This window comes from Streptomyces sp. NPDC093510, assembly GCF_040683555.1.
Lineage (GTDB): Bacteria > Actinomycetota > Actinomycetes > Streptomycetales > Streptomycetaceae > Streptomyces.
On the sequence record NZ_JBFBEE010000008.1, the window covers coordinates 157134 to 181283 of the forward strand.

At 71.8% G+C, this 24150-nt stretch carries 22 protein-coding genes and 1 tRNA gene; 9 read left to right on the plus strand and 14 right to left on the minus strand.

What is annotated here, in order from left to right; genetic code table 11:
* Nucleotides 1-94 precede the first annotated feature (94 nt).
* The 4 genes from mshC to AB0N81_RS15020 all read right to left on the minus strand — a co-directional run bounded on the left by mshC (nucleotide 95) and on the right by AB0N81_RS15020 (nucleotide 3684).
* Entirely contained in the window at nucleotides 95-1324 is a 1230-nt protein-coding gene (gene mshC, locus AB0N81_RS15005) for a cysteine--1-D-myo-inosityl 2-amino-2-deoxy-alpha-D-glucopyranoside ligase (protein WP_365358235.1), read from the minus strand.
* A 230-nt stretch (nucleotides 1325-1554) separates the two neighbouring features.
* Nucleotides 1555-2376 carry an SCO1664 family protein gene (locus AB0N81_RS15010; RefSeq protein WP_365358236.1) on the minus strand — a complete coding sequence of 274 codons (822 nt, stop codon included), beginning with the start codon at nucleotides 2374-2376 and terminating at the stop codon, nucleotides 1555-1557.
* The gene (locus tag AB0N81_RS15015) at nucleotides 2340-2930 is read right to left on the minus strand and encodes a DUF3090 domain-containing protein (protein WP_365358237.1); all 591 of its coding nucleotides are present in this window, start codon (nucleotides 2928-2930) and stop codon (nucleotides 2340-2342) included. The genes AB0N81_RS15010 and AB0N81_RS15015 overlap by 37 nt, the downstream gene beginning before the upstream one ends.
* 67 nt (nucleotides 2931-2997) lie before the next feature.
* Nucleotides 2998-3684: a histidine phosphatase family protein gene (locus AB0N81_RS15020; RefSeq protein ID WP_365358238.1), complete on the minus strand. Its 687-nt coding sequence runs from the start codon at nucleotides 3682-3684 to the stop codon at nucleotides 2998-3000.
* Between the two features lie 62 nt (nucleotides 3685-3746).
* Between AB0N81_RS15020 and corA the strand changes: the two genes are divergently transcribed.
* On the plus strand, nucleotides 3747-4745 hold the full coding sequence (gene corA / locus AB0N81_RS15025) for a magnesium/cobalt transporter CorA (RefSeq protein ID WP_365358434.1): 999 nt from the start codon (nucleotides 3747-3749) through the stop codon (nucleotides 4743-4745).
* Between the two features lie 73 nt (nucleotides 4746-4818).
* Here the strand turns inward: corA and AB0N81_RS15030 are convergent, their stop codons facing one another.
* Together AB0N81_RS15030 and AB0N81_RS15035 are read right to left on the minus strand one after the other, a co-directional pair.
* Nucleotides 4819-5607: a ferritin-like domain-containing protein gene (locus AB0N81_RS15030; protein WP_365358239.1), complete on the minus strand. Its 789-nt coding sequence runs from the start codon at nucleotides 5605-5607 to the stop codon at nucleotides 4819-4821.
* A gap of 255 nt (nucleotides 5608-5862) precedes the next feature.
* Nucleotides 5863-6918, minus strand: a complete 1056-nt coding sequence (locus AB0N81_RS15035) for an LLM class F420-dependent oxidoreductase (RefSeq protein ID WP_365358240.1) — start codon at nucleotides 6916-6918, stop codon at nucleotides 5863-5865.
* A gap of 136 nt (nucleotides 6919-7054) precedes the next feature.
* On the opposite strand from AB0N81_RS15035, the gene AB0N81_RS15040 reads away from it, so the two are divergent.
* Together AB0N81_RS15040 and AB0N81_RS15045 are read left to right on the plus strand one after the other, a co-directional pair.
* Complete coding sequence (locus AB0N81_RS15040) at nucleotides 7055-8035, plus strand: aldo/keto reductase (RefSeq protein WP_365358241.1); 981 nt, start codon at nucleotides 7055-7057, stop codon at nucleotides 8033-8035.
* Nucleotides 8032-10263: a helix-hairpin-helix domain-containing protein gene (locus AB0N81_RS15045; protein ID WP_365358242.1), complete on the plus strand. Its 2232-nt coding sequence runs from the start codon at nucleotides 8032-8034 to the stop codon at nucleotides 10261-10263. Before AB0N81_RS15040 ends, AB0N81_RS15045 begins: the two co-directional genes overlap by 4 nt.
* An 80-nt stretch (nucleotides 10264-10343) precedes the next feature.
* Here AB0N81_RS15045 and AB0N81_RS15050 read toward each other — a convergent pair whose 3' ends face one another.
* Nucleotides 10344-11072, minus strand: a complete 729-nt coding sequence (locus AB0N81_RS15050) for a hypothetical protein (protein ID WP_365358243.1) — start codon at nucleotides 11070-11072, stop codon at nucleotides 10344-10346.
* A gap of 47 nt (nucleotides 11073-11119) precedes the next feature.
* On the opposite strand from AB0N81_RS15050, the gene AB0N81_RS15055 reads away from it, so the two are divergent.
* The gene (locus tag AB0N81_RS15055) at nucleotides 11120-11308 is read left to right on the plus strand and encodes a DUF5703 family protein (protein ID WP_127911640.1); all 189 of its coding nucleotides are present in this window, start codon (nucleotides 11120-11122) and stop codon (nucleotides 11306-11308) included.
* A gap of 106 nt (nucleotides 11309-11414) precedes the next feature.
* On the opposite strand, the gene AB0N81_RS15060 is transcribed toward AB0N81_RS15055, so the two are convergent.
* From AB0N81_RS15060 to AB0N81_RS15070, 3 genes are all read right to left on the minus strand, one after another.
* The gene (locus AB0N81_RS15060) at nucleotides 11415-12236 is read right to left on the minus strand and encodes a chaplin (protein WP_365358244.1); all 822 of its coding nucleotides are present in this window, start codon (nucleotides 12234-12236) and stop codon (nucleotides 11415-11417) included.
* Nucleotides 12237-12375: 139 nt separating this feature from the next.
* The gene (locus AB0N81_RS15065) at nucleotides 12376-12609 is read right to left on the minus strand and encodes a chaplin (protein ID WP_365358245.1); all 234 of its coding nucleotides are present in this window, start codon (nucleotides 12607-12609) and stop codon (nucleotides 12376-12378) included.
* 168 nt (nucleotides 12610-12777) lie between these two features.
* Nucleotides 12778-14103 (minus strand): M20/M25/M40 family metallo-hydrolase, encoded by a 1326-nt coding sequence (locus AB0N81_RS15070; RefSeq protein ID WP_365358246.1) that lies wholly within the window; start codon nucleotides 14101-14103, stop codon nucleotides 12778-12780.
* A 188-nt stretch (nucleotides 14104-14291) separates the two neighbouring features.
* Here AB0N81_RS15070 and AB0N81_RS15075 point away from each other — a divergent pair.
* Nucleotides 14292-14379: transfer RNA gene (locus AB0N81_RS15075), tRNA-Leu, on the plus strand.
* 69 nt (nucleotides 14380-14448) lie between these two features.
* Here AB0N81_RS15075 and AB0N81_RS15080 read toward each other — a convergent pair.
* A complete protein-coding gene (locus AB0N81_RS15080; RefSeq protein WP_365358247.1) occupies nucleotides 14449-15762 on the minus strand; it encodes a caspase family protein in 1314 nt (437 codons plus the stop codon).
* A gap of 139 nt (nucleotides 15763-15901) precedes the next feature.
* On the opposite strand from AB0N81_RS15080, the gene AB0N81_RS15085 reads away from it, so the two are divergent.
* Complete coding sequence (locus AB0N81_RS15085) at nucleotides 15902-16567, plus strand: SIS domain-containing protein (RefSeq protein WP_365358248.1); 666 nt, start codon at nucleotides 15902-15904, stop codon at nucleotides 16565-16567.
* Nucleotides 16568-16569: 2 nt separating this feature from the next.
* Complete coding sequence (locus AB0N81_RS15090; RefSeq protein WP_365358249.1) at nucleotides 16570-18054, plus strand: trehalose-6-phosphate synthase; 1485 nt, start codon at nucleotides 16570-16572, stop codon at nucleotides 18052-18054.
* Nucleotides 18055-18084: 30 nt separating this feature from the next.
* Here AB0N81_RS15090 and AB0N81_RS15095 read toward each other — a convergent pair whose 3' ends face one another.
* Complete coding sequence (locus AB0N81_RS15095) at nucleotides 18085-20376, minus strand: tetratricopeptide repeat protein (protein WP_365358250.1); 2292 nt, start codon at nucleotides 20374-20376, stop codon at nucleotides 18085-18087.
* Nucleotides 20377-20501: 125 nt separating this feature from the next.
* Here AB0N81_RS15095 and AB0N81_RS15100 point away from each other — a divergent pair, with 125 nt between their 5' ends.
* A complete protein-coding gene (locus AB0N81_RS15100) occupies nucleotides 20502-21884 on the plus strand; it encodes a glucose-6-phosphate dehydrogenase (protein WP_365358251.1) in 1383 nt (460 codons plus the stop codon).
* Between the two features lie 32 nt (nucleotides 21885-21916).
* On the opposite strand, the gene AB0N81_RS15105 is transcribed toward AB0N81_RS15100, so the two are convergent.
* Nucleotides 21917-22945 (minus strand): glucokinase, encoded by a 1029-nt coding sequence (locus tag AB0N81_RS15105; protein WP_365358252.1) that lies wholly within the window; start codon nucleotides 22943-22945, stop codon nucleotides 21917-21919.
* A 110-nt stretch (nucleotides 22946-23055) separates the two neighbouring features.
* Between AB0N81_RS15105 and AB0N81_RS15110 the strand changes: the two genes are divergently transcribed.
* Entirely contained in the window at nucleotides 23056-23415 is a 360-nt protein-coding gene (locus AB0N81_RS15110; protein ID WP_365358253.1) for a hypothetical protein, read from the plus strand.
* A gap of 53 nt (nucleotides 23416-23468) precedes the next feature.
* Here the strand turns inward: AB0N81_RS15110 and AB0N81_RS15115 are convergent, their stop codons facing one another.
* Nucleotides 23469-24146 carry a potassium-transporting ATPase subunit C gene (locus tag AB0N81_RS15115; protein WP_365358254.1) on the minus strand — a complete coding sequence of 226 codons (678 nt, stop codon included), beginning with the start codon at nucleotides 24144-24146 and terminating at the stop codon, nucleotides 23469-23471.
* Between the last annotated feature and the right edge of the window lie 4 nt (nucleotides 24147-24150).

Below are 24150 nucleotides of genomic sequence, written 5' to 3' on the forward strand. Positions count from 1 at the left end.
GCACTTGCTGACGAGCCGGACGGGCGGAGGGTTTCAGCCCGTCCGGCGTTTGAGGACGAGCCCGCAGGGCGATCGGGCTCAGCGAGGACAACCGCTACAAGGCCACGCCAAGCAACGCGTCGACGGCGCGCGACACCACACCGGGCGCCCCCTCATCCGTACCGCCCTCGGCGTCCTGACGGGCGGCCCAGCGGTCGACCGCGACGAGCGCGGACGGCGCGTCCAGATCGTTCGCGAGGGCCTCGCGGATCTCCTCGACGAGCGCGTCGGCGGACGGCCCGTCGGGCCGGGACACCGCGGCCCGCCAGCGGCCGAGCCGCTCGACGGCCTCTTCGAGGACGCCGTCCGTCCACTCCCAGTCCGCGCGGTAGTGGTGCGCGAGGAGGGCGAGACGGATCGCCGCGGGGTCGACCCCGTCGCGCCGCAGCTTCGACACGAAGACGAGGTTGCCCTTGGACTTGGACATCTTCGCGCCGTCCAGGGCGACCATCCCGGCGTGGACGTACGCCTTGGCGAAGGGGTGCTCACCGGTCAGCGCCTGGGCGTGCGACGCGCCCATCTCGTGGTGCGGGAACACGAGATCCGATCCCCCGCCCTGCACGTCGAAGCCCATCCCCAGGTGGTCCAGGGCGATGGCCACGCACTCGATGTGCCAGCCGGGCCGGCCGCGGCCCAGCGAGCCGCCGTCCCAGCTCGGCTCGCCCTCGCGGGCGGCCATCCAGAGCATCGGGTCGAGCGGGTTCTTCTTCCCCTGCCGCTCCGGATCGCCGCCGCGCTCGGCGGAGAGCAGCTTCATGGCGGCGGCGTCGAGCCCGGACACCTCCCCGAAGTGGGGGTCCGACTCGACGGAGAAGTAGACGTCGCCCTCCAGCTCGTAGGCGGCACCCATGTCACGGAGCCGTTCGACGAGCGGCACGATGCCGGGTATCGCCTCGACGGCTCCGATGTAGTGCTGGGGCGGCAGGAGCCGCAGCGCGGTCATGTCCTCGCGGAACAGGGCGGTCTCGCCTTCGGCGAGCTCGACCCAGTCCTTGCCGTCGCGGTTGGCGCGTTCCAGGAGCGGGTCGTCCACGTCGGTCACGTTCTGGACGTAGTGAACCTGCCGCTTGGTGTCGAGCCACACGCGCTGCACGAGGTCGAACGCGTTGTAGGTCGCCGCGTGACCCATGTGGGTCGCGTCGTACGGAGTGATGCCGCAGACGTAGATACGGGCGACGGGACCAGGGTCGAGGGTGACGAGTCCACCGGTCGCGGTGTCGTGGATCCGGAGGTCGCGGCCCTTGCCAGGAAGGGCGGGGACCTCAGAAGCGGGCCAGGCATGCATGCCCTGAGCCTAACCGGACGGGGCGTCCGTATACGAGTGGGGATCATCGGAACGGTGGCTGAACCCGCGCTCTTGCGCGACGGGCGGGCGTGTGCAGGGCGCGCTAGGGGGGCGGATCAGGCCGGTGACTGCGGATCAGGCCAGTGGCCGCGGATCAGGCCGGTGGCCGCGGATCAGGCCGGTGGCCGCGGATCAGGCCGGTGGCCGCGGATCAGACGGGTGGCCGCGGATCAGACCGGTGGCCAGGGAATCGCGGGCCACTCCCCCGTCGGTTCCGGATGGCGCCCCGACTCCAGCAGGGCAGCGACCCGCCCGCGCAGCGCCTCGGTCTCCGCGGCGGTGATCAGCCCGCCGAGCCGCTCGGCGAGCGCGGCCCCCTCCTTGAGGCCGTCCCGCAGGGCCTGGAGGGCCTCCACCGCCTCGTCGGTCAAGGGCTCCCCCGCCCAGCCCCAGAGCAGCGTCCGCAGCTTGTTCTCGGCGTGGAAGGTGACACCGTGGTCGATGCCGTAGAGGCGGCCGTCCGCGGCGAGCAGGTGGCCGCCCTTGCGGTCGCTGTTGTTGATCACGGCGTCGAGGACCGCGAGCCGGCGAAGACGCACGTCGTCCGCGTGCACGAGGAGCGCCGTCCGCTCCTCGTCGACCTGCGCGAAACCGACCGCCTTCCAGCCCTCGCCCGGTTCGTCGCCGTCGACCAGGGCGAGCAGTTCCGCGTCTCCGGAGGTCTCGATCCACAGCTGGCACATGCCCTCGCCGTGCGGACCCGCACGCAGCACGGTCGGCGGCACGAGGTCCCAGCCGGTGGCCAGCGACACCTCGTACGCGGCGACCTCGCGCTGCGCGAGCGTGCCGTCGGGGAAGTCCCACAGGGGGCGCTCCCCTGCGACCGGCTTGTAGACGCAGGCGGCCTCCTGGCCCTCGTACGCGACCGTGCAGTAGAGCACCGCGTTCGAGGCCTCACGGATGCGGCCGCGCACGGTCAGCTCGCCGTGGGTGAGGAGCGTGACGGGGTCGACGCTCACGCTCCCCGCCGGTATCCGTTCTGGCGCGGGCATACGTGTCCTTCCGGGTCGAGCGGGAGGCTGCACAGCGGGCACGGCGGGCGTCCGGCGTTCACGACGTCGAGGGCTCTCTTGGCGAAGGCGCGGGCCTGCGCCCCGGTGAGGCGGACGCGCAGCATCGGCGGGCCGTTCTCGTCGTCCTGCAGAAGCCTTTCCTCGGCGGCGGCGAGGTCGTCCTCGGAATCGGCGTCCAGCTCGACGAGGGCCTGTGCCTCGACGACCATCCGCTCCTCCTCGCCGTCCCAGGCGAGCGCCATCGTGCCGACCCGGAACTCCTCCTCCACGGGGGAGTCGAGCGGTGCGCTGTCGGCGACGTCGGTGGGTGCGACGGCCGGCACCGGGGCGTTGCCGCCGCTGCGGCGCACGACCTCGTCGAGGAGCTCCTCCATGCGCTCGGCGAGCGCCGCCACCTGGGTCTTCTCCAGGGCGACGCTGGTCACCCTGACGCCCGCGGAGGCCTGGAGGAAGAACGTACGCCGTCCGGGCAGCCCGACCGTTCCCGCGACGAAACGCTCCGGGGGGTCGTAGAGGAACACCTGACGGGACACGACCTGTCTCCATTGGATCGACTGCAAGAGGGCTGCTTCAACCGCTTCACCCTACTGCGGGCGACGATCACGGTGCGCCCGCACCGCCACCCACGGTGGCGTCGCCGCCCGGCGGCTCCTCACGCGGCGCCAGCGAGGCGAAGTCACCGGTGTCCCCGAGGCGCACGAGGAAGGGGCGCAGCCGTGTGTAGCGGATGACGGTGACGGAACAGGGCTCTACGGAGATGCGCTGGAAGAGGTCGAGGTGGAGCCCGATGGCTTCCGCGACAAGGGACTTGATGATGTCGCCGTGCGAGCACATCAGGTACATGGCGTCCTCGCCGTGGTCGCGCTCCACGCGCGCGTTCCACTCGCGTACCGCCTCGGCCGCCCGGGTCTGCATGGCCCGCATCGACTCGCCGCCGGGGAAGGCCGCGGCGGACGGGTGCTGCTGGACGACCTCCATCAGCGGCTCGTCGGTGAGCTCGGCGAGCTTGCGGCCCGACCAGTCGCCGTAGTCGCACTCCCCGATGCGTTCCTCCGTGTGCGCCTGGAGGCCGGGCCTGGCGGTGAGCAGCGGCGCCACGGTCTCCTGACAGCGCTGCAAGGGGCTGGTGACGACTTCGGCCAACGGCAGCGCGGCGAGCCGCTCGGGGAGCGCGGCGGCCTGTGCGGCGCCCCGCTCGTCGAGGGCCACGCCGGGAGTCCACCCGGCGAGCAGACCGGCCGTGTTGGCGGTGGAGCGTCCGTGCCGGACGAGGATCAGCGTGGGCATGCGGTTCACCCTATGCGTCTGCGGAGGTGCAACGGCTGGGGAGGCTGGGAACAATGCGCAGTGTGATCGTCGACTGTGCCATTTATCGCGGGGGCCGTCGGACCGAAGGCCCCCAGGACTTCTCCGACGCCCTCGATGAGGCGCGGACGGCGGAGGACGCGTTCGTGTGGATCGGTCTGCACGAGCCGACGGAGGACGAGTTCGAAACCGTCAGTCAGGAGTTCGGGCTGCATCCACTGGCCGTGGAGGACGCCCTCAAGGCCCATCAGAGGCCCAAGCTGGAGGTCTACGACGATTCGCTGTTCATGGTCCTCAAGCCGGTCGTGTACGAGGCGGACAGCGACACGGTCTCCTCCGGAGAAGTCATGATCTTCGTGGGTGACTCGTTCGTGGTGACCGTGCGGCACGGCGAGGGCGCGCCCCTCGGCGTCGTACGGCACCGTCTGGAGGCCGACCCCGACGTGCTCAAGCACGGTCCGACGTCCGTCCTGTACTCGATCGCGGACGCCTCCGTGGACCACTACCTGGAGGTCGCCGACGAGTTGCAGGCCGACCTGGAGGTCCTGGAGGCGGAGGTCTTCTCTCCGGAGGGCGGCCGTTCGCGGCCCACCGCGTCGCGGATCTACACCTTCAAGCGGCAGATCCTGGAGTTCCGCCGGGCCACCGGCCCGTTGGCGCTGCCCGTGGCGCGCCTCTCCGGAGCGGGCCCTTTCAGCCCTTCCGTGCCCTTCGTGGACGAGACGGCGCGGCCCTTCTTCCGGGACGTCAACGACCACCTGACGCGCGTCAACGAGTCCGTGGAGGGTCTGGACCGACTGGTGTCGGACATCCTGTCCGCGCATCTGGCGCAGATGAGCGTCCGGCAGAACGACGACATGCGGAAGATCTCGGCGTGGGCGGCCATGGCGGCGGTCCCCACGATGATCGCGGGCATCTACGGCATGAACTTCGACCACATGCCCGAGCTGCACTGGTGGTGGACCTACCCGGCCGTGATCCTCCTGATGGTGGTCCTGGAGATCGTCCTGTACCGGATGTTCAAGCGTCGCGGCTGGCTGTAGCACCCGGCTCCGGTGTCGGGCTCCGGTGTCGGGCTCCGGGCTCCGGGCTCCGGTGCCGCGCTCGGCTCCCCCGTCAGGCGAACTCGGCGGCCGAGGGCGCGGGCCCGCCCAGCGCGTCGCGCCGCTCCGGCGTCCTCAGCGAGACCATCCGCCGCCAGCCGCCCGACCTCTCGTAGCCGTGCAGGGCGTGGATGCCCGCGGCGAGCAGCTGCCGCTTGGCCGGGGCCCAGCCGAGGATGCGCCCCATGCGCTCCATCACCGCGAGGCTCACGTCGCGGTGGATGTGGATCTCGGCGTGCGCGCAGTCGCGCAGGGTGCGCTGGATGGCGCGGCCGTGTCCGGCGTACGCGAACCGCAGCAACTCCTCGTGGCAGTAAGCCAGATGGTTGTCCTCGTCGTGGGAGATCATCCGCACCGCGCGGCCGATGTCCGGGTCGTCGGCGAAGTGCTTGAGCAGGAGCCGCATCTGCTCGGAGGCGCGCTGTTCGGTGACCCTGCTGTGGGCGAGGTAGGTGACGATGTCCTGCACGGTGAGCGGCTCGTCGGCCTTCAGCCGGTGGTGCGCGAGGCCGATGCCGTGCTTCTCCAGGAGCATCGTGTAGTCGGTGTCGTGCGGGACGTCGACCGGTCGCAGGCCGCGCTTCTTCATGAGGGCGTGGAAGATCCGGCCGTGCTTGTCCTCGTCGGCGCCGTGCCGGGCGATCTTGGGCGCGAGCGCACGCTCGCTCTCCGGGACGAGCGCGGCGATGCGGCCGTTCTCCCAGCCGCCCTGGGCCTCGCCACTGGCGGCGATGGAGCAGAAGAGCCGGAACGACTCGTCGTTGTCGAGGATCTCCCTGAAGACGCTCTTGGTCGACAACATCACTGGCACCTCCATGCCCTGTGCGCATATCCGCGCTGCGCATATCCCCGCAAAGAGACAGTCAAGTGCGAGGTTCCGCAAGGGGCAACAGCTGTACAGGTCAGCTCCGCCGAACGGCGGAGACGGGCACCTCCACGAGGCCGTAACCGCGGGCCCTGTGACGCGTTGTTCCCCGTGACGGCCGTGGCGGGGAGACCCCCCGAGCCCCCACCACGGCCGCGGACTTCCTGCTCCCCGCTCTGCGAGACCCGCGCGCTATGCGAGACCGGCGCGCTCCAGGGCCTCCGTGCCCGCCCGCAGCGCCGTGATCCGCTCCTCCAGCGTGAAGCCCGCGGGAGCCAGCGTCAGCGTGGTGGCACCCGCCGCGGCGTAGGCCTGCATCCGGTCGGCAATCCGGTCCACGGAACCGAGCAGCGTGGTGGAGTCGATGAGCTGCCGCGGCACGGCGGCGGCCGCCCCGTCCTTGTCGCCCGCCAGGTACTTGTCCTGGATCTCGGCGGCCTCCTTCTCGTACCCCATGCGCTGCGCCAGCTGGTTGTAGAAGTTCTGCTTCCGGCTGCCCATGCCGCCCACGTACAGGGCGGTGTACGGCCGGAACATGTCCGCGAGGGCGTCGACCGCGGAGTCCTCGCCGACGGCCAGCGGCAGCGTCGGGACGATGTCGAAGCCGTCCATCGCCTTGCCGGCCTTCTCGCGCCCGGCACGCAGATGCCTGACCGCGGTCTCCTCCAGGTGCTCCGCCGCGGGGAAGATCAGCAGCGCACCGTCGGCGATCTCGCCGGTCTGCTCCAAATTCTTGGGGCCGATCGCGGCGACGTACAGCGGGATGTGCTCGCGCTGCGGGTGGACGGTCAGCTTGAGGGGCTTGCCGGGGCCGCCGGGCAGCGGCAGCGTCCAGTGCTCGCCCTCGTACGAGAGGCGCTCCCGCGTCATGGCCTTGCGGACGATCTCGACGTACTCGCGTGTGCGCGCCAGCGGCTTGTCGAACTTCACGCCGTACCAGCCCTCGGACACCTGCGGGCCCGAGACGCCGAGGCCGAGCCGGAAACGGCCGCCGGAGAGCGAGTCGAGGGTCGCCGCCGTCATCGCGGTCATCGCCGGCTGGCGGGCCGGGATCTGGAAGATCGCGGACCCGATGTCGATACGTTCGGTCTGCGCGGCCACCCAGGACAGCACCGTCGCGGCGTCCGAGCCGTACGCCTCCGCGGCCCAGCAGACCGCGTAGCCCAGCTTGTCGGCCTCCTTGGCGACGGCGAGATTGTCCGCGTCCATCCCCGCGCCCCAGTAGCCGAGGTTGATCCCGAGCTGCATGACCGATCCCCTTACCGCTGTACTCATGAGTAACGTCCTGTGCCGGGGACTGTAAAGGGTGACCGGGTTCTCCACAATCGCTGCTTTGTCCACAGGCTCGCCCGTCGCACGGGCCCGGCCAGTAATCTCAGCGCCCATGGAGCAGAGGCATCTCGGCCGGACCGGCCTGCGCGTGTCCCGCATCGGACTCGGCACCCTCACCTGGGGGCACACCGAGGAGAACGACGCCGCCGATCTGTTGAAGGTGTTCTGGGAGGCGGGCGGCACGCTCGTCGACACCGCCGATGTGTACGGCGACGGGGAGGCCGAATATCTGCTCGGGCGCATGATCGAGCGGCTCGTGCCCCGACGCGACCTGGTCATCGCGACCAAGGCGGGCAGCGTGCCCGACCTCGAGCGGCGCGTCGACGGCTCCCGGGGCCACCTGCTCGACGCGCTCGACGCCTCCCTCAACCGCCTCAACACGGACTACGTGGACCTGTGGCAGCTGCACGCCTTCGACCCGGAGACACCCCTGGAGGAGACCCTTCAGGCCCTCGACATGGCGGTCGGCAGCGGACGGGCCCGCTATGCGGGGGTCTCCAACTTCTGCGGCTGGCAGCTCGCCAAGGCCGCCACATGGCAGCTCGCACCGCCCGGCACCCGCACCCGCCTGGCCAGCACCCAGATGGAGTACTCCCTGCTGCAGCGCGGGGTGGAGCGGGAAGTGCTGCCCGCGGCCGTCGACCTCGGCGTCGGGTTGCTGCCGTCCTCGCCGCTCGGCCGGGGCGTGCTCACGGGGAAGTACCGCCACGCCACCCCCGCCGACTCACGCGGCGGCTCCGACCAGATGGCACCCTTCGTCGCCCCGTACCTCGACGACACGGCGGGCCGCATCGTCGACGCCGTCGCGACGGCCGCCGACGGGCTCGCCGCGACCCCGCTCCAGGTCGCGCTCGCCTGGGTGCGGGACCGCCCCGGGGTGACGGCCCCGATCGTCGGCGCGCGCAACGCGCAGCAGCTCGCGGCCGCATTGTCAGTGGAGACCCTTAGTCTTCCTGACGAGATCTGCCGGGCGCTCGACGACGTGTCGGCTCCGGTGCACCGCTATCCCGATCACGACTGGAGCACGCTGTGAGTACGGAACCCGCTGCCGCGGAGGACCCCGAGGCCGCTGCCGCGGAGCAGCCGGAGTCGCCCGGCGCGGAGGAAGCCTCGCCGGAGACACCGGAGACACCGGAGACACCGGAGACGTCGGACACATCGGATACACCGGACACATCCGAGACGCCGGAGGGCGAGGCCAAGAGCGAGGGCACCGAGCTGTCGGAGACCGAGGCCGAGATCGCCGCGCAGCGGGAGCTGCGGGAGAAGATCGAGCAGCGGAAGGCGTCGAAGCAGGGACCGATCGGGGCCGGCGCGAAGCTGAGCGGGACCGCCGCCGATCTGCTGGCCGCCGTGCGCGCCGTGGAGAGCGGCGAGAAGCCCGTCGCGAGCGCCTTCCGCGACCCGGAGCCCGCACCGCGCAGGCCCGCGCCGTCAGCCACGCCCGAGCCCGTGCGTCCGCAGCGGCCCTCGCCGGCGCAGGCGCCCGGGGCGGAGACCGTAGAGGCCGTCGCAGCCGTGCTCGCCGAGGGAGGCGCGCCGGCCGCCCTCACCGCGCCGACGGCGGCCGCGCTCGGCGAAGGCGCCGACGAACAACTGCGCGCCGACCCCTGGCAGCTGCTGCGGGTCGCGGGCGTGCGGCCCGAGCAGGCCGACGGGTTCGCGAGGGCGCTGCTCGGCCCGGAGTGCGGGCCCGACGACGAGCGCAGGGGCCGTGCGATCACCGTATGGCTTTTGGAGCAGGCCGCCCTCGCGGGGCACACGGCGCTCGACTCCGCCGCGCTGACCGCCGCGCTCGGGCAGCGCGCGGTGCCGGACCCGGACGCCGCCGTGCAGAGCGCGCTCGCCGAGGGCGACGCGCTGGTCTTCCAGGACGCCCTCGAAGGGACCGATGTGCCGGTCCAGCGCACGGACGACGAGGGAGCGGGGGCCGGCGAGGACGGCGCGGAGGACGAGCCGGAGCGCCCGGTCCGCGTCCTGATCGGCCTGGAGAGGTACGCGCTCGCGGAGGAGAGCCTCGCCGACAGCCTCGCCCGAGTGATCAACTCGCTCTCCAAGGAGGACGGCTCGAGTCCCCCGGAATCCGACTGGGAGGCCGCCGCGGCCCAGGTGTCGGGGTCCGCCGCCGAGCTGATCCGCGCCGTCGCCGGGCACGGCCTCGTGCTGCACTCCGGCGGCGAGGAGGCGCGCGCCGAGCCCGCCGCGCTGGTCGCCGCGGCGACGCGGCTCGGCCTCCGGGTCTGCGCCGCCGCCCACAGCGCCGACGGACGCCGCCGCGTCGCGCGGGCCACGGGCGACGACGGGACCGCGGTGACCGTCGCGGGGCTGCTCTCCGGCGACCAGGGCCCCGGGCGTGACGCGGACGGCGCGCTCGCGCTCGACCTCCTGGTCGTCCTGGACGCGCCGCAGCTGGACGTGGAGAGCGCGGCGATGCTCGCCGAGTCCCTGCCGGACGGCGCCCGGCTGGTGCTCAGCGGCGACCCCGGCGTCCTGTGGTCGGCGGGGCCCGGCCGGGTGTTCGCCGATCTGCTGGCCGCGCGCTGCTGCCCGCAGGTCGTCTCCCGCACCCCCGACCCGGGGCCCATCGGGGAGCTGACGTCCGGCATCGGCATCGGCGAGCTGAACCAGGTCGACGCGCCCGGCAAGGAGGTCGTCCTCGTCCCGGTGCGTGACGCCGCGGAGGCGATCCACCGCACCGTGCAGCTCGTCGCGGACTCGGTGCCGCGGGCGATCGGAGTGCCCGCGGAGCAGACGCAGGTCATCACGCCCGGACACGGCGGCGCCGCGGGCACCCGCGCGCTCAACGCCGCGCTGAAGGAACGGCTGAATCCGGGCCCCGGCCGGTTCGGCGGCTTCGACCCGGACGACCGGGTCGCGCATGTCCCCGCGGCGGGCCGCACGACGCTCGGCCGGGTGGTGCGGGCCGACGCGGAGGGGCTGCACCTGGAGTGCGACGGCGCCCCCGTCGTCGTACCGAAGGAGCGCGTGGAGCGCGAGGTGCGGCACGCGTGGGCGCTCACCGCGCACCAGGCGACCGGGCAGCGCTGGCCCGCGGTGGTCGTGGTGCTGCCGGGCGACGCGGCGCAGGCGCTGAACCGCCCGTGGGTCTACACCGCGTTCAGCCGCGGGGAGCGGCACCTGTCGGTCGTGCAGGGCGTGGAGGAGGCGCTGCCGCGCGCGGTGGCGGAACGCCTCTGGAAGGACCGTACGACGCGTCTGCAGACGCTGCTGCGCCCGCAGGTGCCCGCCGCGACGGCCTGAGCCGCCCGCTCGCGCGAAGCCTGCGCCCGCCGCCCCCTGGGAGGCGGCGGGCGCAGGAGCGATTCATCACGTGCGGCGCGTCAACGACCGGCTGTCTCGTCGGCGTCGTCAGTGTCGTCGGTGTCGTCGATCTCGTCGACGGGCACCGCCACATCGGGATCGATGTCGACGTCCGCGTCGAGGCCGTCGAGCTCGTCGTCCAGTTCGTCGTCGAAGACCACGCTGACGTCGAAGCGGCACACCACCCGGTGCGGGTCGGCCTGGTCGAAGGGGGCGTCGAGCCACTCCCCCGGCTCGGCGGGGGTGTCCACCGCGGTGACCCAGAGCGTGGAGTCGCCCTCCTCCAGGCCGAACTCCTTGTGCCGGGAGGAGATCTCGTCCGGCTCGAACTCCCCGAAGAGGACGCCGAGGGCGCTGTGCACGGTGTCGGCCGAGCCGGCGCCTCCCACGTCACCCGCGTCGAGGTCGGCGACCCGCTGGGCCTGCGCCAGGAGCCGCTGCGGCTCCGCCACGGTGTAGTCACGCCGGAGCAGCACGCTCAGCGCCTTCGCCTCCTCCGGGCCCTGGTAGGGCGGCAGTGCCTCCTCCGTGCCGGGGATCTCGAAGGGGGTGACCTCGTCGTAGCGGTCGTAGAGGAGTTCGTCGTACTCCTCCGCCGCCGCGGCGAGTTCGTTGAACGCTTCGTAGACGGCCGGATCGTCCTCGCCCGCCCTGCGTTCGACCGCGGCCAAGTGGCGGTCGAGCGCGGTCTTGACCGCCTCGGCGGCGGCACGTACCTCGGCAGCGGTGGGCTGCGCAGCATCAGACATAGTGCAGACGCTATCCGTACCGGGCCCGTGCCCGCACAATAGATGCGATGCCGGAATACGAATTTGTCGACGTGTATGTACCGCGCGGGGTCACCCGCAAGGAAGCCACACGCCTGCTGACCGACCACGCCGAGTACGGACACTGGGAGTTGGACCGCCTGAGTCTGCACCCCGACGGAAGCCGCAGAGTGCGGCTGAAACGGCGGATCATCCGCCAGGTGAGGGCCACCTGGTGAACCGGGAGAGCCGGGGAACACGGGAGAGCCGGAGAACAGACGAACGGAGCGGGTCCCCGCGACGGCGGGGCCCGCTCCGTTCGGCGTACTCGGACGACGCGGTGACTCAGGCGGCGGCCCGGGCCCTGCGGTAGAGCACGACGCCCGCGAGCAGCGCGCCCGCGCCGACGGGGAGCGCGAGGCCGAGCGGCAGCTCACTGCCCGTCGAGGCGAGCTGCGAGGTCCCCTCGGGCGGCGTGACGGTCTGCGCGTCCGGGTTGTTCGGGATGGCGCGGTCGTCGATCGGGCTGACCGGATTGTGCGGGGTCTGGGAGCCACCGGGGTCGCCGGGGTCACCAGGGTTGCCCGGGTTACCCGGATTGCCGGGGTTGCCGGGGTTGCCGGGGTTCTCCGGCTTACCGGGGTGCTCCGGGTCCCCGGGGTGTTCCGGGTCCCCGGGGTGCTCGGGCTCGGTCGGAGGCTTCTCACCGCCCGGCGGGGTCACCGAACCGCCGGAGTCGTCGGCGCAGTTGTTGCCCATGGCCGCGTTGCCGAGGCCGCCGATGGTGACGCTGTTCCCGCAGACGTTCACCGGTGCGTTGATGGGCAACTGCACGTCGTTGCCCGAGCCCACACCGGGTGAGTCACCGGCGTGGCCGTCTGCCTTGGCGCCGCCGGACGGCTTGTGCGAACCGCCGCCCTTGGGAGAGGTGTTGGCGCATTTGTTGCCCGCCGCCGGATTGAGGACGCCGACCACGTTGACGGTGTTTCCGCACACGTTGACCGGAGCGTCAACGGGGAGCTGGACGTTGTTGCCCGCCAGCACGCCGGGTGAATTCGTGCTGCTCCCGTTGGCGCCCGAATCCGCGTGTGCGTAATTGCCGGTCGCGGCGAACACGCCGGTCGCGGCCACCACGGTGATCAGGCCTTTTCGCGTGACCTGTCGCATAGCTGTTCCCTGCCTTTTGCCATCCGGAGTACGTACGGACCCGCTGGCCCGGACGTGGAATGCCGGTCGGCCCCGGAGCGCATGGCGCGCGCTCCGGGGCCGACGGACTCAGACCCTCAAGGGGTGAGGCACATCAACGTCACTTGTTGACGCAGGCGTTGCCGAAGGTGGGGTTCAGCAGCCCGATCACGGAGACCGTGTTGCCGCAGGCGTTCACCGGCACGTGCACGGGCACCTGGATAACGTTGCCCGAGACCACACCGGGAGACTTCACGGCGGCACCCTGGGCACCGGCGTCGGCAGCGGCGATGCCCGCGCCAGCGAGCACGAGACCACCAGTGGCAGCCGCAGCAGCGACGACCTTCTTGATCATTATTCCTCCTTGTTGGCAATGCAGTCCCAGCCGCGGACTGCATCACCTGTAACGAGGAGGGCGTGACGGGGCTACGAGCTTATGGTCCCTTTCACTCTTTTCAGTCAAGTACGCACGCGCTGACGATTATTGGAGTGTCGTTTCAGCACGCACATCGGCCGAATTCCGTCACGAAGCCTCGATGAACCGGTCGAGCACCCGGACACCGAACTTCAGCCCGTCGACCGGCACCCGCTCGTCGACGCCGTGGAACATGCCCGCGAAGTCCAGCTCCGGCGGCAGCTTCAGCGGCGCGAAGCCGAAGCCGCGGATGCCGAGGTCGTCGAAGGACTTGGCGTCCGTGCCGGCCGAGAGCATGTACGGCACGGCGCGGGCGATCGGGTCCTCGGCCCGCAGGGCGGTCTGCATGGCGTCGACGAGAGCCCCGTCGAAGGTGGTCTCCAGAGCCTTGTCGGCATGTACGTCCTCGCGCTTGACCCTCGGGCCGAGAATCCGGTCCAGATCGGCGAGGAACTCCTCTTCGTAACCCGGCAGGTAGCGCCCGTCGACGTGCGCGGTGGCCTGCCCCGGGATGACGTTCACCTTGTACCCGGCGCCGAGCTGCGTGGGGTTGGCGGTGTTCTGCAGGGAAGCGCCGATGAGCTTGGCGATGCCGCCGAGCTTGGCGAGCGTCTCGTCCATGTTCTCCGGGTCGAGCTCGGTGCCGAGGGCGTCGCCGAGCTCGTCGAGGAAGTGCCGCAGCGTCTTGGTGACCCGCACCGGGAACTTGTGCCGCCCGAGGCGCCCGACGGCCTCGGACAGCTCGGTGATCGCGTTGTCCTTGTGGATCATCGAACCGTGGCCCGCGGTGCCGTCCACGGTCAGCTTCATCCAGTGCATGCCCTTCTGGGCCGTCTCGACGAGATAGAGCCGCAGGTTCTCGTTGACGGTGAAGGAGAAGCCGCCGACCTCGCTGATCGCCTCCGTGCACCCCTCGAAGAGGCCCGGGTGGTTGTCGACGAGGTGCCGCGCGCCGTACGTGCCGCCCGCCTCCTCGTCGGCGAGGAACGCCAGGACGATGTCGCGCGGGGGCTTGCGGCCCGTGCGCATCCGCTCCCGTACGACCGCGAGGGTCATCGCGTCCATGTCCTTCATGTCGACCGCGCCCCGGCCCCACACGCAGCCGTCCGCGATCTCCCCGGAGAAGGGGTGGTGCGTCCAGTCCGCGGCGTTGGCCGGCACGACGTCCGTGTGGCCGTGGATGAGGAGCGCGGGCCGCGACGGGTCCTCGCCCTCGATCCTGGCGACCGTGGAGGCCCTGCCGGGGTGGGACTCGAAGATCTTCGGTTCGAGACCGACCTCGGCGAGCTTCTCGGCGACGTACTCGGCGGCCTTGCGCTCCCCCGGGCCCGAGTGGTCGCCATAGTTGCTCGTATCGATCTGGATCAGTTCGCGACAGAGGTCGACGACCTCGTCCTCACCGGTGACGGCCTTGCCCGTGCTGGACCCGCTCACGCTGGTTCCTCCCGCATTCGCTGCTGGTGGTCCCCTTCATCCTCCCTCTCCGGGGCCTCTCGCCCAAGGGCGGGCGGGTGTCGTCATCAGCCGTTCACGGCAGACCACAGGGGTGATCGAGTACCCCTGGAAGCCTGGTAATGTTCTCTGTGTCGCCGCGGGGAACACCCCGCCGAGACAGACACCTGGTCCGGGTGGCGGAATGGCAGACGCGCTAGCTTGAGGTGCTAGTGCCCTTTATCGGGCGTGGGGGTTCAAGTCCCCCCTCGGACACCAGCAAGGCCCCAGTCGTGAGACTGGGGCCTTTCGCGTGTACGGATGCGTGGCGTGTACGGATGCGTGAGGTCAGGCCGGGCCGGTGGCGTCCCGCCAGTACGCGTGGTTGCGGCGGGCGGCCCGGGTGTCGTCATGCCGTTCGCCCAGCGCGGAACCGTAGCTGTCGGCGAGCTCGGCGAAGGCCGCCGCCGCGCGCTCGGGACGGCCGCTCGCCCCCAGCCAGTGCGCGTGCTGCCACCGGCAGCTGAGGGAACGCACGTCCCCCGGGCCCAGCGCTCCCGAGGCGTCCACGGACAGCTCGGCGAAGAGGTCGGCGGCGGCTGCCGGGTCGCCGCCGACGCCGGTCCAGCGGGCCTGCTCGTGCCGCGCCTGGAGCGTGTCGGGGTGGGTCGGGCCCCGCTCGGCGACCAGCCGCTCGACGAGGCGGGCGTACCCCTGGGCGGCGTCGGCCTCGTGGCCGTTCTCGCCCTCGGCGTGGGCCAGGGCCCGGAGCGTGAGGAGAGTGAACTCGTGGCGTTCGCCGAGCACCTGGTCGCACTGGAGCGCGAGGGCCTGCAGAGCGGTCAGCGCTCCCGCCGGGTCACCGGCTTCGCCCAGTTCGACGGCTCTGCGCAGGTGCTCGGGTACGTCGGCGGGGATCAGCCGGCGGAACGCGGCGTTGGCCGCGAGGGCCAGCTGGTCGCTCGTCCCCGTGCCGCTCCGCTGGGGCCTCGGCTCCCCCTTCGCGGTCAGGACCCGGGACGTATGGCGGTACATCGCCTCCAGCGTGAGCAGCTCGCGTTCCGCGGCGGAGCCGTCACGGAGGAACCTGATGAGCTCCCCCGTGAACAGCGTGTGCCGGTCGCCCACGGGAGCGCGGGCCGGGGCGTTCGCGGGGGCCGAGGCCAGGACGAACGTGCCGGCGATCTCCAGCTGGCCGAAGTAGACCGACGCGCTGCCGCCCATGGCCTCGATGGCCCGGCCCGAGAAGCAGCAGTCGAGCAGCAGCACGCGGTTGCGGGCGGGGGCGGACGCCATCGTCTCGCGGATCAGGTCGAACCGCAGACTCGACCAGCCGAGCAGCCGGGTGTCGCTCCCGGTGAGCAGGAGATGGAGCAGGCCCCGGTCGTCCAGCGCGCCGTGGCCGGCGAAGTAGACGAGGAACATGTCCTCCGCCGTGCTCGCCGCGCGGCTGAGCGCCTCTCCCACCCGCTGAGGTCCGCTGACGTCCCGCAGCACCGTGCAACGGGCTTCGGGCAGGGCGCAGTTGGTCGGCCCTGTGAGGAGGGACCGGAGATCGTCGAGGTTGTTGCGCACCGCGGGGAGCGGGGGCAGTTCGACGTCGTCGTAGCTGCCGCAACCGATGAGTACTGCATGCGAGTTCGAGCCACGGGCCAACCGCATGTCGTCCCCCTCTTGCCGCACCACACCGCTGCCCAAATGATAGCGAGGCAACTCATTTGAGGAGCGGCGCTCTTACCGCTGTCCGAGGTTTCGGGCATGCTGGCCAATCCGAAGTCGGCCGCGACGACTGGGAGTTGCCATGGGACGCCCGGACACGATGGACAACCCTGACGAGTTAGGGCGCGAGGGGGGCACACGCCAGGCTTCCGCCGTCTGCACGGCGTTCCAGAATCTGGTGGCCGACGCCGCCCTCGCAGTGGATCCGAACGACTTCGTCTCCGCGGTCCGGCTGCTCGACTCGGTCAGGACGAGCGGCAACTGCCTCTACGTGATCGGCAACGGCGGGAGCGCGGCCACGGCGGGCCATCTGGCGTGCGACCTCGCCATGACCTCGGGCCCGCACGCCGCGGGGCTGCGGACGAACGCGCTCACCGGCAACTCTCCGCTGCTCACCGCGCTGGCCAACGACATCGGATACGACCGCGTCTTCTCCGAGCAGCTCGCCCGCCTGCTCACACCCGGCGACGTCGTGGTGGCCATCAGCGTCAGCGGCACCTCCCCGAACATCCTCGAGGGCCTCAAGGCGGCGCGGTCGCGCGGTGTCCGCACGGTCGGGCTGCTCGGCGGTTCCGGCGGCAGTGCGGCCGCGCTGGTCGACGTGCCGCTGCTGGTCGACAGCGACGTGTACGGGGTGGTGGAGACCGTTCATCTGGGCCTGGTGCATTCGCTGGCCCTCGCGCTGGGCACGGGAAGGGGCCATCCCCGGGACATCCTGGACCCCTCGCTCGGCGGAATGCAGGGCTGACGGTGGACGGTGGGCCCGCGCGGGCGCCCCGTACGCGCACGGCCGATGTGGTCCTCGTGTCCGACCGGGGCCCCGTGACGTTCCGGTCCACGCCGTCGGGGCCGGTCCTGGAACGCCGGCCGGGCAGCGTGACGGCGCTGCTCGACAGGTCCGCGCGCGCCCTGCGCGAAGAGGTCTGCTGGCTGGCTCCCTCGACGAGCGACGAGGACCGCCGGGCGGTCCGGGACGGCCGGTTCGACGCCGCCGGGCCGGGGCTCGGTTACGGCTTCCACCCGGTCCCGTGCCGGGCCTCGGACTACCGGCGGTACTACGAGGACGCGGGCGTGCGCGGGCTCTGGTACGCGCTGCACGACCTCGGGAAGGACCTGCCGTCCGAGGGCCTGGGCGCCGGGCCCCCGTTCCGTGACGGTGCGGCGCTGCGGTCGTACCAGAAGGTGAACCGTGCCGTCGCCGCCGCGGCCGCCGCCCGCTGTCACCCCCGTACCGTCGTCTGCTTCCAGGACTACCAGTTCGTCACCGCCCCCGGGTTCCTCCGGGCGCGGCTGCCCACGCAGACGGTGGGCTTCTTCATGCACGCGGCGTTCGCGGCGCCGGCCGCGCTCTCGGCTCTGCCGGTCGTGGTGCGGGGGCTGCTCCTGCGGGGCATGCTCGCGGCGGACGTGCTCGGCTTCCAGTGCGAACGGTGGGCGGACTCCTTCCTCGATTTCAGCGAGGAGGCCGGATACGAGGTGGACCGGCGGGCCGGAGCCGTCCGGCACGCCTGCCGGCGCACGCTGGTCCGCCGCTACCCTGCCCCGCCCGACCAGGAGTACCTGTCCGGGGTGTTCGGCACCCCGGAGGCGGACCGGTGGTCCGGCGACTTCCGGCGGCTGCGGGAGGGGGTGCGGCTGCTGGTGCGCGTCGACCGGCTCGATCCGGCGAAGAACGTCCTGCGGGGCTTCGAGGCCTTCGCGCTGCTCCTCGCCGAGCGGCCTGAGCTCCGGGACCGCGTCAGGTTCGTGTGCTGTCTGACCCCGTCCCGGCCCGGGGTTCCCGAGTACGCGTGGTACGCGGCCCGCGTGCGGGAGGCCGTCGCCGGCATCCAGCGTGACTTTCCCGGCGTCCTGACCGTCCACTGGGAGGAGGACCGGGTGCGGGCCATGGCGGCGCTGCGGGAGTACGACGTCCTGCTCGTCAACTCGGTGCACGACGGGATGAATCTGGTCGCCCAGGAAGGGGTGCTGGTCAACCGGCGGGACGGCGCGGTCGTCCTGTCCGCCAGGACCGGGAGCGCCGAGCGGCTGCGCGAAGGGGCCGTCGTCGTCCACGACCCGCGCGACGTGCGCGAGACCGCGGCGGTTCTGCGGCAGGCGCTCACGATGCCGCTTCCCGAGCGGGCCGCGCGGGCCCGGCGGATGCGCGCGCCACTGCTGGAGACCTCGCCCGAGGGCTGGCTGCGGGCACAGCTCGGGGATCTCGCCGCGGTCCGCGACGGGACAGCGCCGTAACGCCCGCTGCGTCCGCACGGTCCCGCGCTCCTACGTCGCGGTCCGGTCGACCAGGTCGCTGAGGGTCTCGTTCACCGCCTCGGTGCGCGGGTCGCCGAGCCGCTCCAGGTCCTCCAGCGCGAGGGTGTAGTAGACCGCGGCCTCCTTGAGCCGTCCCATCGCGGCCAGCGTCGCGCCCAGGTTGAGCGCCGTCGTCGCGGCTCCCGGCTCGTCCCCGAAGGACCTTCTGATCCGCAGCGCCTCGTCGAAGGCCGCCACGGCCTCCTCGTCGCGCCCGGTGGTGCGGTAGGCCTCGCCGAGGTGGTTCAGCGAGGTGCCCTGGCCGAACAGGTCCTTGATCTCGCGCTGGATGCCAAGGGCACGGAGCCAGCATTCGATCGCCTCGTCGATCCGGCCGAGGTCGCGGTGGGCGGTGCCGAGGCTGTTGAGGTCGATGCCCTCGTTCCAGCGGTCCTTGATCTCCCGGTGGATGGCCAGCGCCTCGGTGGAGCAGCGGATGGACGCCTCGATGCGGTTCATCTGCCGCAGCGCGCCCGCGAGGTTGTTGAGAGAGGTGCCTTCGCCGTACTTGTCGCCGATCCTGCGGCGGATGGCCAGGGCCTGTTCCCAGACCTCGACGGCCTTCTCGAACTCCCGCGTGCCGCGGTAGGCGTTGCCGAGGCTGTTCAGTGTCCATGCCTCTCCCCTGGGGCAGCCGGAGCGGCGGGCGCCGCGGAGGCCGAGCTCGTGGGTGACGATCCAGTCGTCCAGGAGTTTGCGGACGTTGAAGAAGCTCCACAGGACCACGGGCAGCTGCCAGGCGATCGCGTCCTGCTCGTACTGCACCGCCTGCCGCACCAGCGCGATCAGGTGCGTCCGCTCGGTGTCGCACCAGGCGAGCGCCTCCGCGCCGTCGGCGAAGCGGAGCGGTTCGCACCGGTCGGGCAGTTCGTCGAGTTCGATCCTGCGCCGGTGGGGCATCAGCTGCCTGTTCGCCGCGTCCGCCGTGTGCAGGTACCAGAGCAGGGAGCGCCTGACGGCCTCGCGCCGTGACTCCGCGGACTCCTCCTCGTACGCGCGCTCGGCGGCGTAGTCGTGTATGAGGTCGTGGAAGCGGAACCGGTCGGGCGCCACCTGTTCGAGGAGATGGCAGTCGATCAGTCCCCGCACGTACAGGTTGGTGCGCATCCTGGAGTCGCCCGTGGCGGCAGCGGCGGCCAGCAGGCTGAACTCGCCCGTGGGATGCAGTCCCAGGATCCGGAAACAGCGGGCGCTTCCGGCGCCGAGCGCGCCGTACGACCAGGAGAAGGCCACGCGCACCTCGCGCTGCTCGTCCCCGGTGTCCTCCCCGTCCGCGGCGAAGGTGTCGAGCCGGTGGCGTTCGTCCCCGAGGCCCTCCAGGAGGTCGGCGATGGGCCACTGCGGATACGCCGCGACCCGCTCGCCGACGATGCTGAGGGCCAGCGGCAGATGCCCGCAGCCCGCCGCGAGCTCCTCGACCGCTCCGCGTTCCTGCACCACACGGTCGTCCCCGACGATCCCCGTCAGCAGCTCGACGGACTCCCGCTCGCTCAGTGTGTTGAGGCGGATGCTGCGGGCGCCGAAGTTCCCGACCAGGCCCTGGAGGCGGTTCCGGCTGGTCACGATGACCACGCAGGTGGCGCTGCCCGGCAGCAGGGGGAACACCTGTGCCGTGTTGAGGGCGTTGTCCAGGAGGACCAGCATCTTCCGCTCGTGCAGCAGGGTGCGGAACATGGCCGCGCGCGGTTCGAGTTCCTGCGGCACCTTCGGGGAGGCGACGTCCAGCGCGTGCAGGAAGTCGGCGAGGACCTCCGCGGGTCCGAGCGGAATCCCCGGGCCGTGGCCCCGCAGGTTGACGTACAGCTGTCCGTCGGGGAACGCGTCGCGCGAGCGGTGCGCCCAGTGCACCATCAGGGCCGTCTTGCCCACGCCGGGCGCTCCTCCGACGGAGGAGATGACGGCGGTGTCGGGGCCTTCCTTCCGGGACTGGGCGAGGAGCAGGTCCAGCTCGGCGAGCTCGTCCTCGCGGCCGACGAACCCCGGGCGGTCGAGCGGCAGTTGATGGGGCACCGGGAGCGGTGGCCGGTCCGTCGTGCCCGCCGCGGGCGACTGGAACCGCAGCAGCAGGCGCTCGATCAGTTTCCGGTCGAACTCCGGGTCGTCCGTGACGGCCCTGGACAGTTCGTCGACCGAGCCGACCGTGGACCGAAGACGGCTCTCGACCAGCCTCCGGAGCCCCTCCCAGCTGGTCTGCGACCCGGTCGTCGGGGCGTCGCGCGAGGGCGCGCCCGCGGCCGCTCCATGTATTTCCCCTGCTGACACGGATCCACCCCCCGTGGGTCAAAGCAAGTTGGGCGAATTATACGGCTTGCACAAGGATGCGAGACGTGTCCCGGAGGGGCGGCTTGGGTATTCTCGCGGCGTCCGGTTCTCCCTGAGGAGGGTGCGTGGCGAACGCATCGGCAGACGCACTGGTTCTCTTCGGCGCGACCGGAGATTTGGCGCGCCGGAAACTGTGGCCCGCCCTCTACCGCCTGTCGGTGTCGGAGCAGTGCGCGCCCCTGATCGTCGCCGTCGGGCTGCCCGGTCCCGGCCGGGCCGGGTTCGAGAAGTTCGTGTCCGCGGCCGTGGACGACATGTGCGGTCCCGCCGACAGCGCGGTGGTGCACCGGCTGCTGGCCAGGACGTGTTTCGTCGAGGGGGACACGACGTGGCGCGGCACGATGGAGGAGGTGGCGCGGGCGCTGCGCGACGCGGCCCGTCCCGTGTTCTTCCTCGGTGTTCCGCCGTCGCGGGCCACCGCGACGATTGCGGCGATGGGCGCCGTGGGGCTCCCCTCGGGCGCCGTGCTCGTGGAGAAGCCGTTCGGCAATGATCTCGATTCGGCCCGGATGCTGAATGAATCGCTGCTCGAGGTGTTCGCCGCCGATGCCGTGCTGAGAATCGATCACTATCTCGGCAAGGAGGCCGTCGAGAATCTGCTGGCTTTTCGTTTCTGCAATCCGTTCCTGGAATCGGTCTGGGACCGGACGTCGGTTTCCCGGGTGCAGATCACGCACTGCGAGGTCAGGGGTGTCGACAGCCGGGGATCGCTGTACGAGGGGATCGGGGCGGTCCGCGACGTGGTGCAGAGCCATCTGCTGCAGCTCGTCGGAATAGTGGCGATGGAGCGTCCGGCCGACGGCACCGCGGGGGCCTTCCGCGAGCGGATCGCGGACGCCCTTGCGGCGGTGCGGCCGGTGGCGCCGGGGCACCTCGTCCGCGGGCAGTACGCGGGCTACCGCTCGGAGGCGGGCGTGGCCGCGGACTCGACGGTGGAGACCTTCGCGGCGCTGCGGCTCGATGTCGACACCGAGCGCTGGCGCGGCGTTCCGTTCCTGCTGCGCTCCGGCAAGGGGCTCGCCGCTACGGCGATCGAGGTGGTCGTCGACTTCGTGCCCACCGAGGACCGCCTCTGGTTCACCCGGCAGGCGCCGGGGCCCGCCCGTGTCCGTTTCCGGCTCGGCAGCCGCGGCGGCGCCGTGCTGACGCTCAACGCCCGCGGGCCGGGGGTGGACGCGGGACCGGTGCCGGTCGACCTGGACTTCGACCCGCGGGCCCTGCCGTCCGCCGGCGACGAGTGGGAGGCGTACACGCACCTGCTCTCGGACGCGATCCACGGCAGGACGGGCCGGTTCGTGTCGATGCGTACCGTGGAGGAGTCGTGGCGCGTCGTGGCGCCCGCCCTGGATCTGCGGGACGCCCCGCTGGAGTACCCGCGTGGTTCCTGGGGGCCGGGGAAGGCGGCCGGGCTGCCGGGGGACGGGGGCTGGTGCGCGCCCCTGCCGTGACCGCGCGGCTGCTCGCCGTCAGCCGGTCGCCGTCAGCCGGTGGCCTTCGGTCCGGTCTGCGCGTCCCGGATCGCCATGCGGTGGGCGCCCCGCACTCCCACCAGCGGGTCGAGGGCGAGCCGTACCGGAATCTCCGCCAGGAGGTCGTGGTGGCAGGCGCCCGGACTGATGAAGCGGTTCAGGAACTCCGTCTCCTCGCAGAGGAGTTCCGCGACTCCGGGCGCCTGGAGGACCCCGCTCGTCAGGACGACGACTCCCCCGGCGGGCAGGCAGACCAGGACCACCCCGCGCAGGTACTGGCCGAAGAGGGACGCGAACAGCCTGACGACCGCGACCGCGCAGGGGTCTCCGGCCAGCGCCGCCGAGGTGATCACGGGCGCGACGGCGGCCCCGGTCCTGCGCGCCCGGTCCACCTCGTCGTGCAGCGCGGGGGCGGGCGGCGCCGTACGACGGACGTAGTCGTACATCCGGTCGAAGCCGCGGAGCCCGCCGATGGACTCCTCGACGGTGACGGCCCCCTCGGTCTCCGCCCTGAGACTCGCGAGGTATCCGGCCTCGAAGTCGTCCACGGGCTGCCAGGTGACGTGCCCCGATTCGGACGTGTGGACCACCCCGTACCCGTCCAGCAGGGCGCTGCCGACGCCGCTGCCCACGGAGACGGCGAGGAGCTCGCCTGCCGCGACGGCGGGATCGTGGCGGGTGAGGGGCCGTACCTCGTGCGGTCCGAGGTCCGCCATGCCGTGCGCGGTGGCCGTCATGTCGTTCACGACGCGCAGCCGGATGCCGTGCCGCTCCGCGAACTCCGCGCTGGCGAACAGCGGCCAGGAGGGGAGGTTCGTCATCCGCACGTTGCCGTGCGGCGGGACGCGGCCGGCGACCGCGAGGACCATGTTCGCCGGCCGCAGGTCCGTCTCTCGAAGGCAGGAGACCAGCAGCTCCTGGAGCGAGGGGTGGTCGGCGGTCCGCACCTTCAGTTCGGTGTATGCCGGATCGTCGGTCCAGCCGCCGCGCAGCCGGGAATTGGTGCCACCCACATCGAACGCGGCCACGGCTGTACGCACTGGATCACCACTTCGGGTCAGGTCGGGCCAATTGACGTACGGACCGACCGAGTTGTCGTGCGGCACAGTATGACGAGACGTCCATGCCCGGCGCGGGAACGGATTCGGTGATGTCGGTACAGATCAAGGTGACAGGCGGCCCTGCGGGATCGGGTACGACGCTGGTGCGGGACCTGCACGCCTGGCTGCAGCGGGAGGACGAGCTGCGGGGGCGCGTCCGGCTGCGCGGCGAGGCGCCGGAGCCCGGACAGATGGGGACCGTGACGGAGCTGGTCCTCACCGCGGTCAGCAGCGGTACGGTCGCCGCGCTGATCGCGTCCGCGCAGCTCTGGATCAAGCAGCGCCGCGCGGACCTCTCCATCGTCGTCCGGCACCCCGACGGCAAGGAGGTGGAGATCGACGCCCAGCAGATCGCGGGGGCCGAGGAGTTCATCCGAACGGTACTGCGCGACGCGGACCCTGCCCCCTGACGCCCGGCCCGCCCTGCCCGTCCGGGCCCCTCAGGGCGAGCCCGCCAGGTCCCTCAGGGCGAGCCCGCCAAGTCCCTCAGGGCGATGTTGAGCCGCAGGACGTTGACGCGCGGCTCGCCGATGAAGCCGAGGATCCGCCCGTCGGTGTGCTCGTCGACCAGTTCCTGGACCCGCTCGACGGACAGGTGGTTCCTCGCGGCCACGCGGTGCACCTGGAGGTTCGCGTACTCCGGGGAGATGTGCGGGTCGAGGCCCGAGCCCGAGGAGGTGACCGCGTCGGCGGGCACGTCGGAGGGCCTGACCCGGTGACCGGCCGTCGAGTTGTCCTCGATGACGGCCGCCTTGGCCTCCTTCACCTGCCGGATCAGGTCCTTGTTGTCGCCGGAGAGGTTGGTGGCGCCGGACACGAGCAGGTCGTACCGCGTGTTGACGCCGTTGGCCCGGTTGGAGCCGAGGCCGTTGGAGGGGCGGGGCTGGAACCACTTGAGGTCCGGCCCGGCCGTCTCCTGGCCCTTCTTCAGCGGCAGGTCGTAGCGCTGGCCGATGAGTTCGGAGCCGACGACCTCGCCGTCCGCCTTGATCTCGGAGCCGTTGGCCTTGTCGTGGAAGAGGACCTGGGCGACGCCGGTCACCGCGAGCGGGTAGACGACGCCGCAGACGAGGGTGAGGACGAGCAGGGCGCGCAGTCCAGCGCCGAGCAACCGGGCGGTGTTTCCTACGGAGTTGTTCATGACC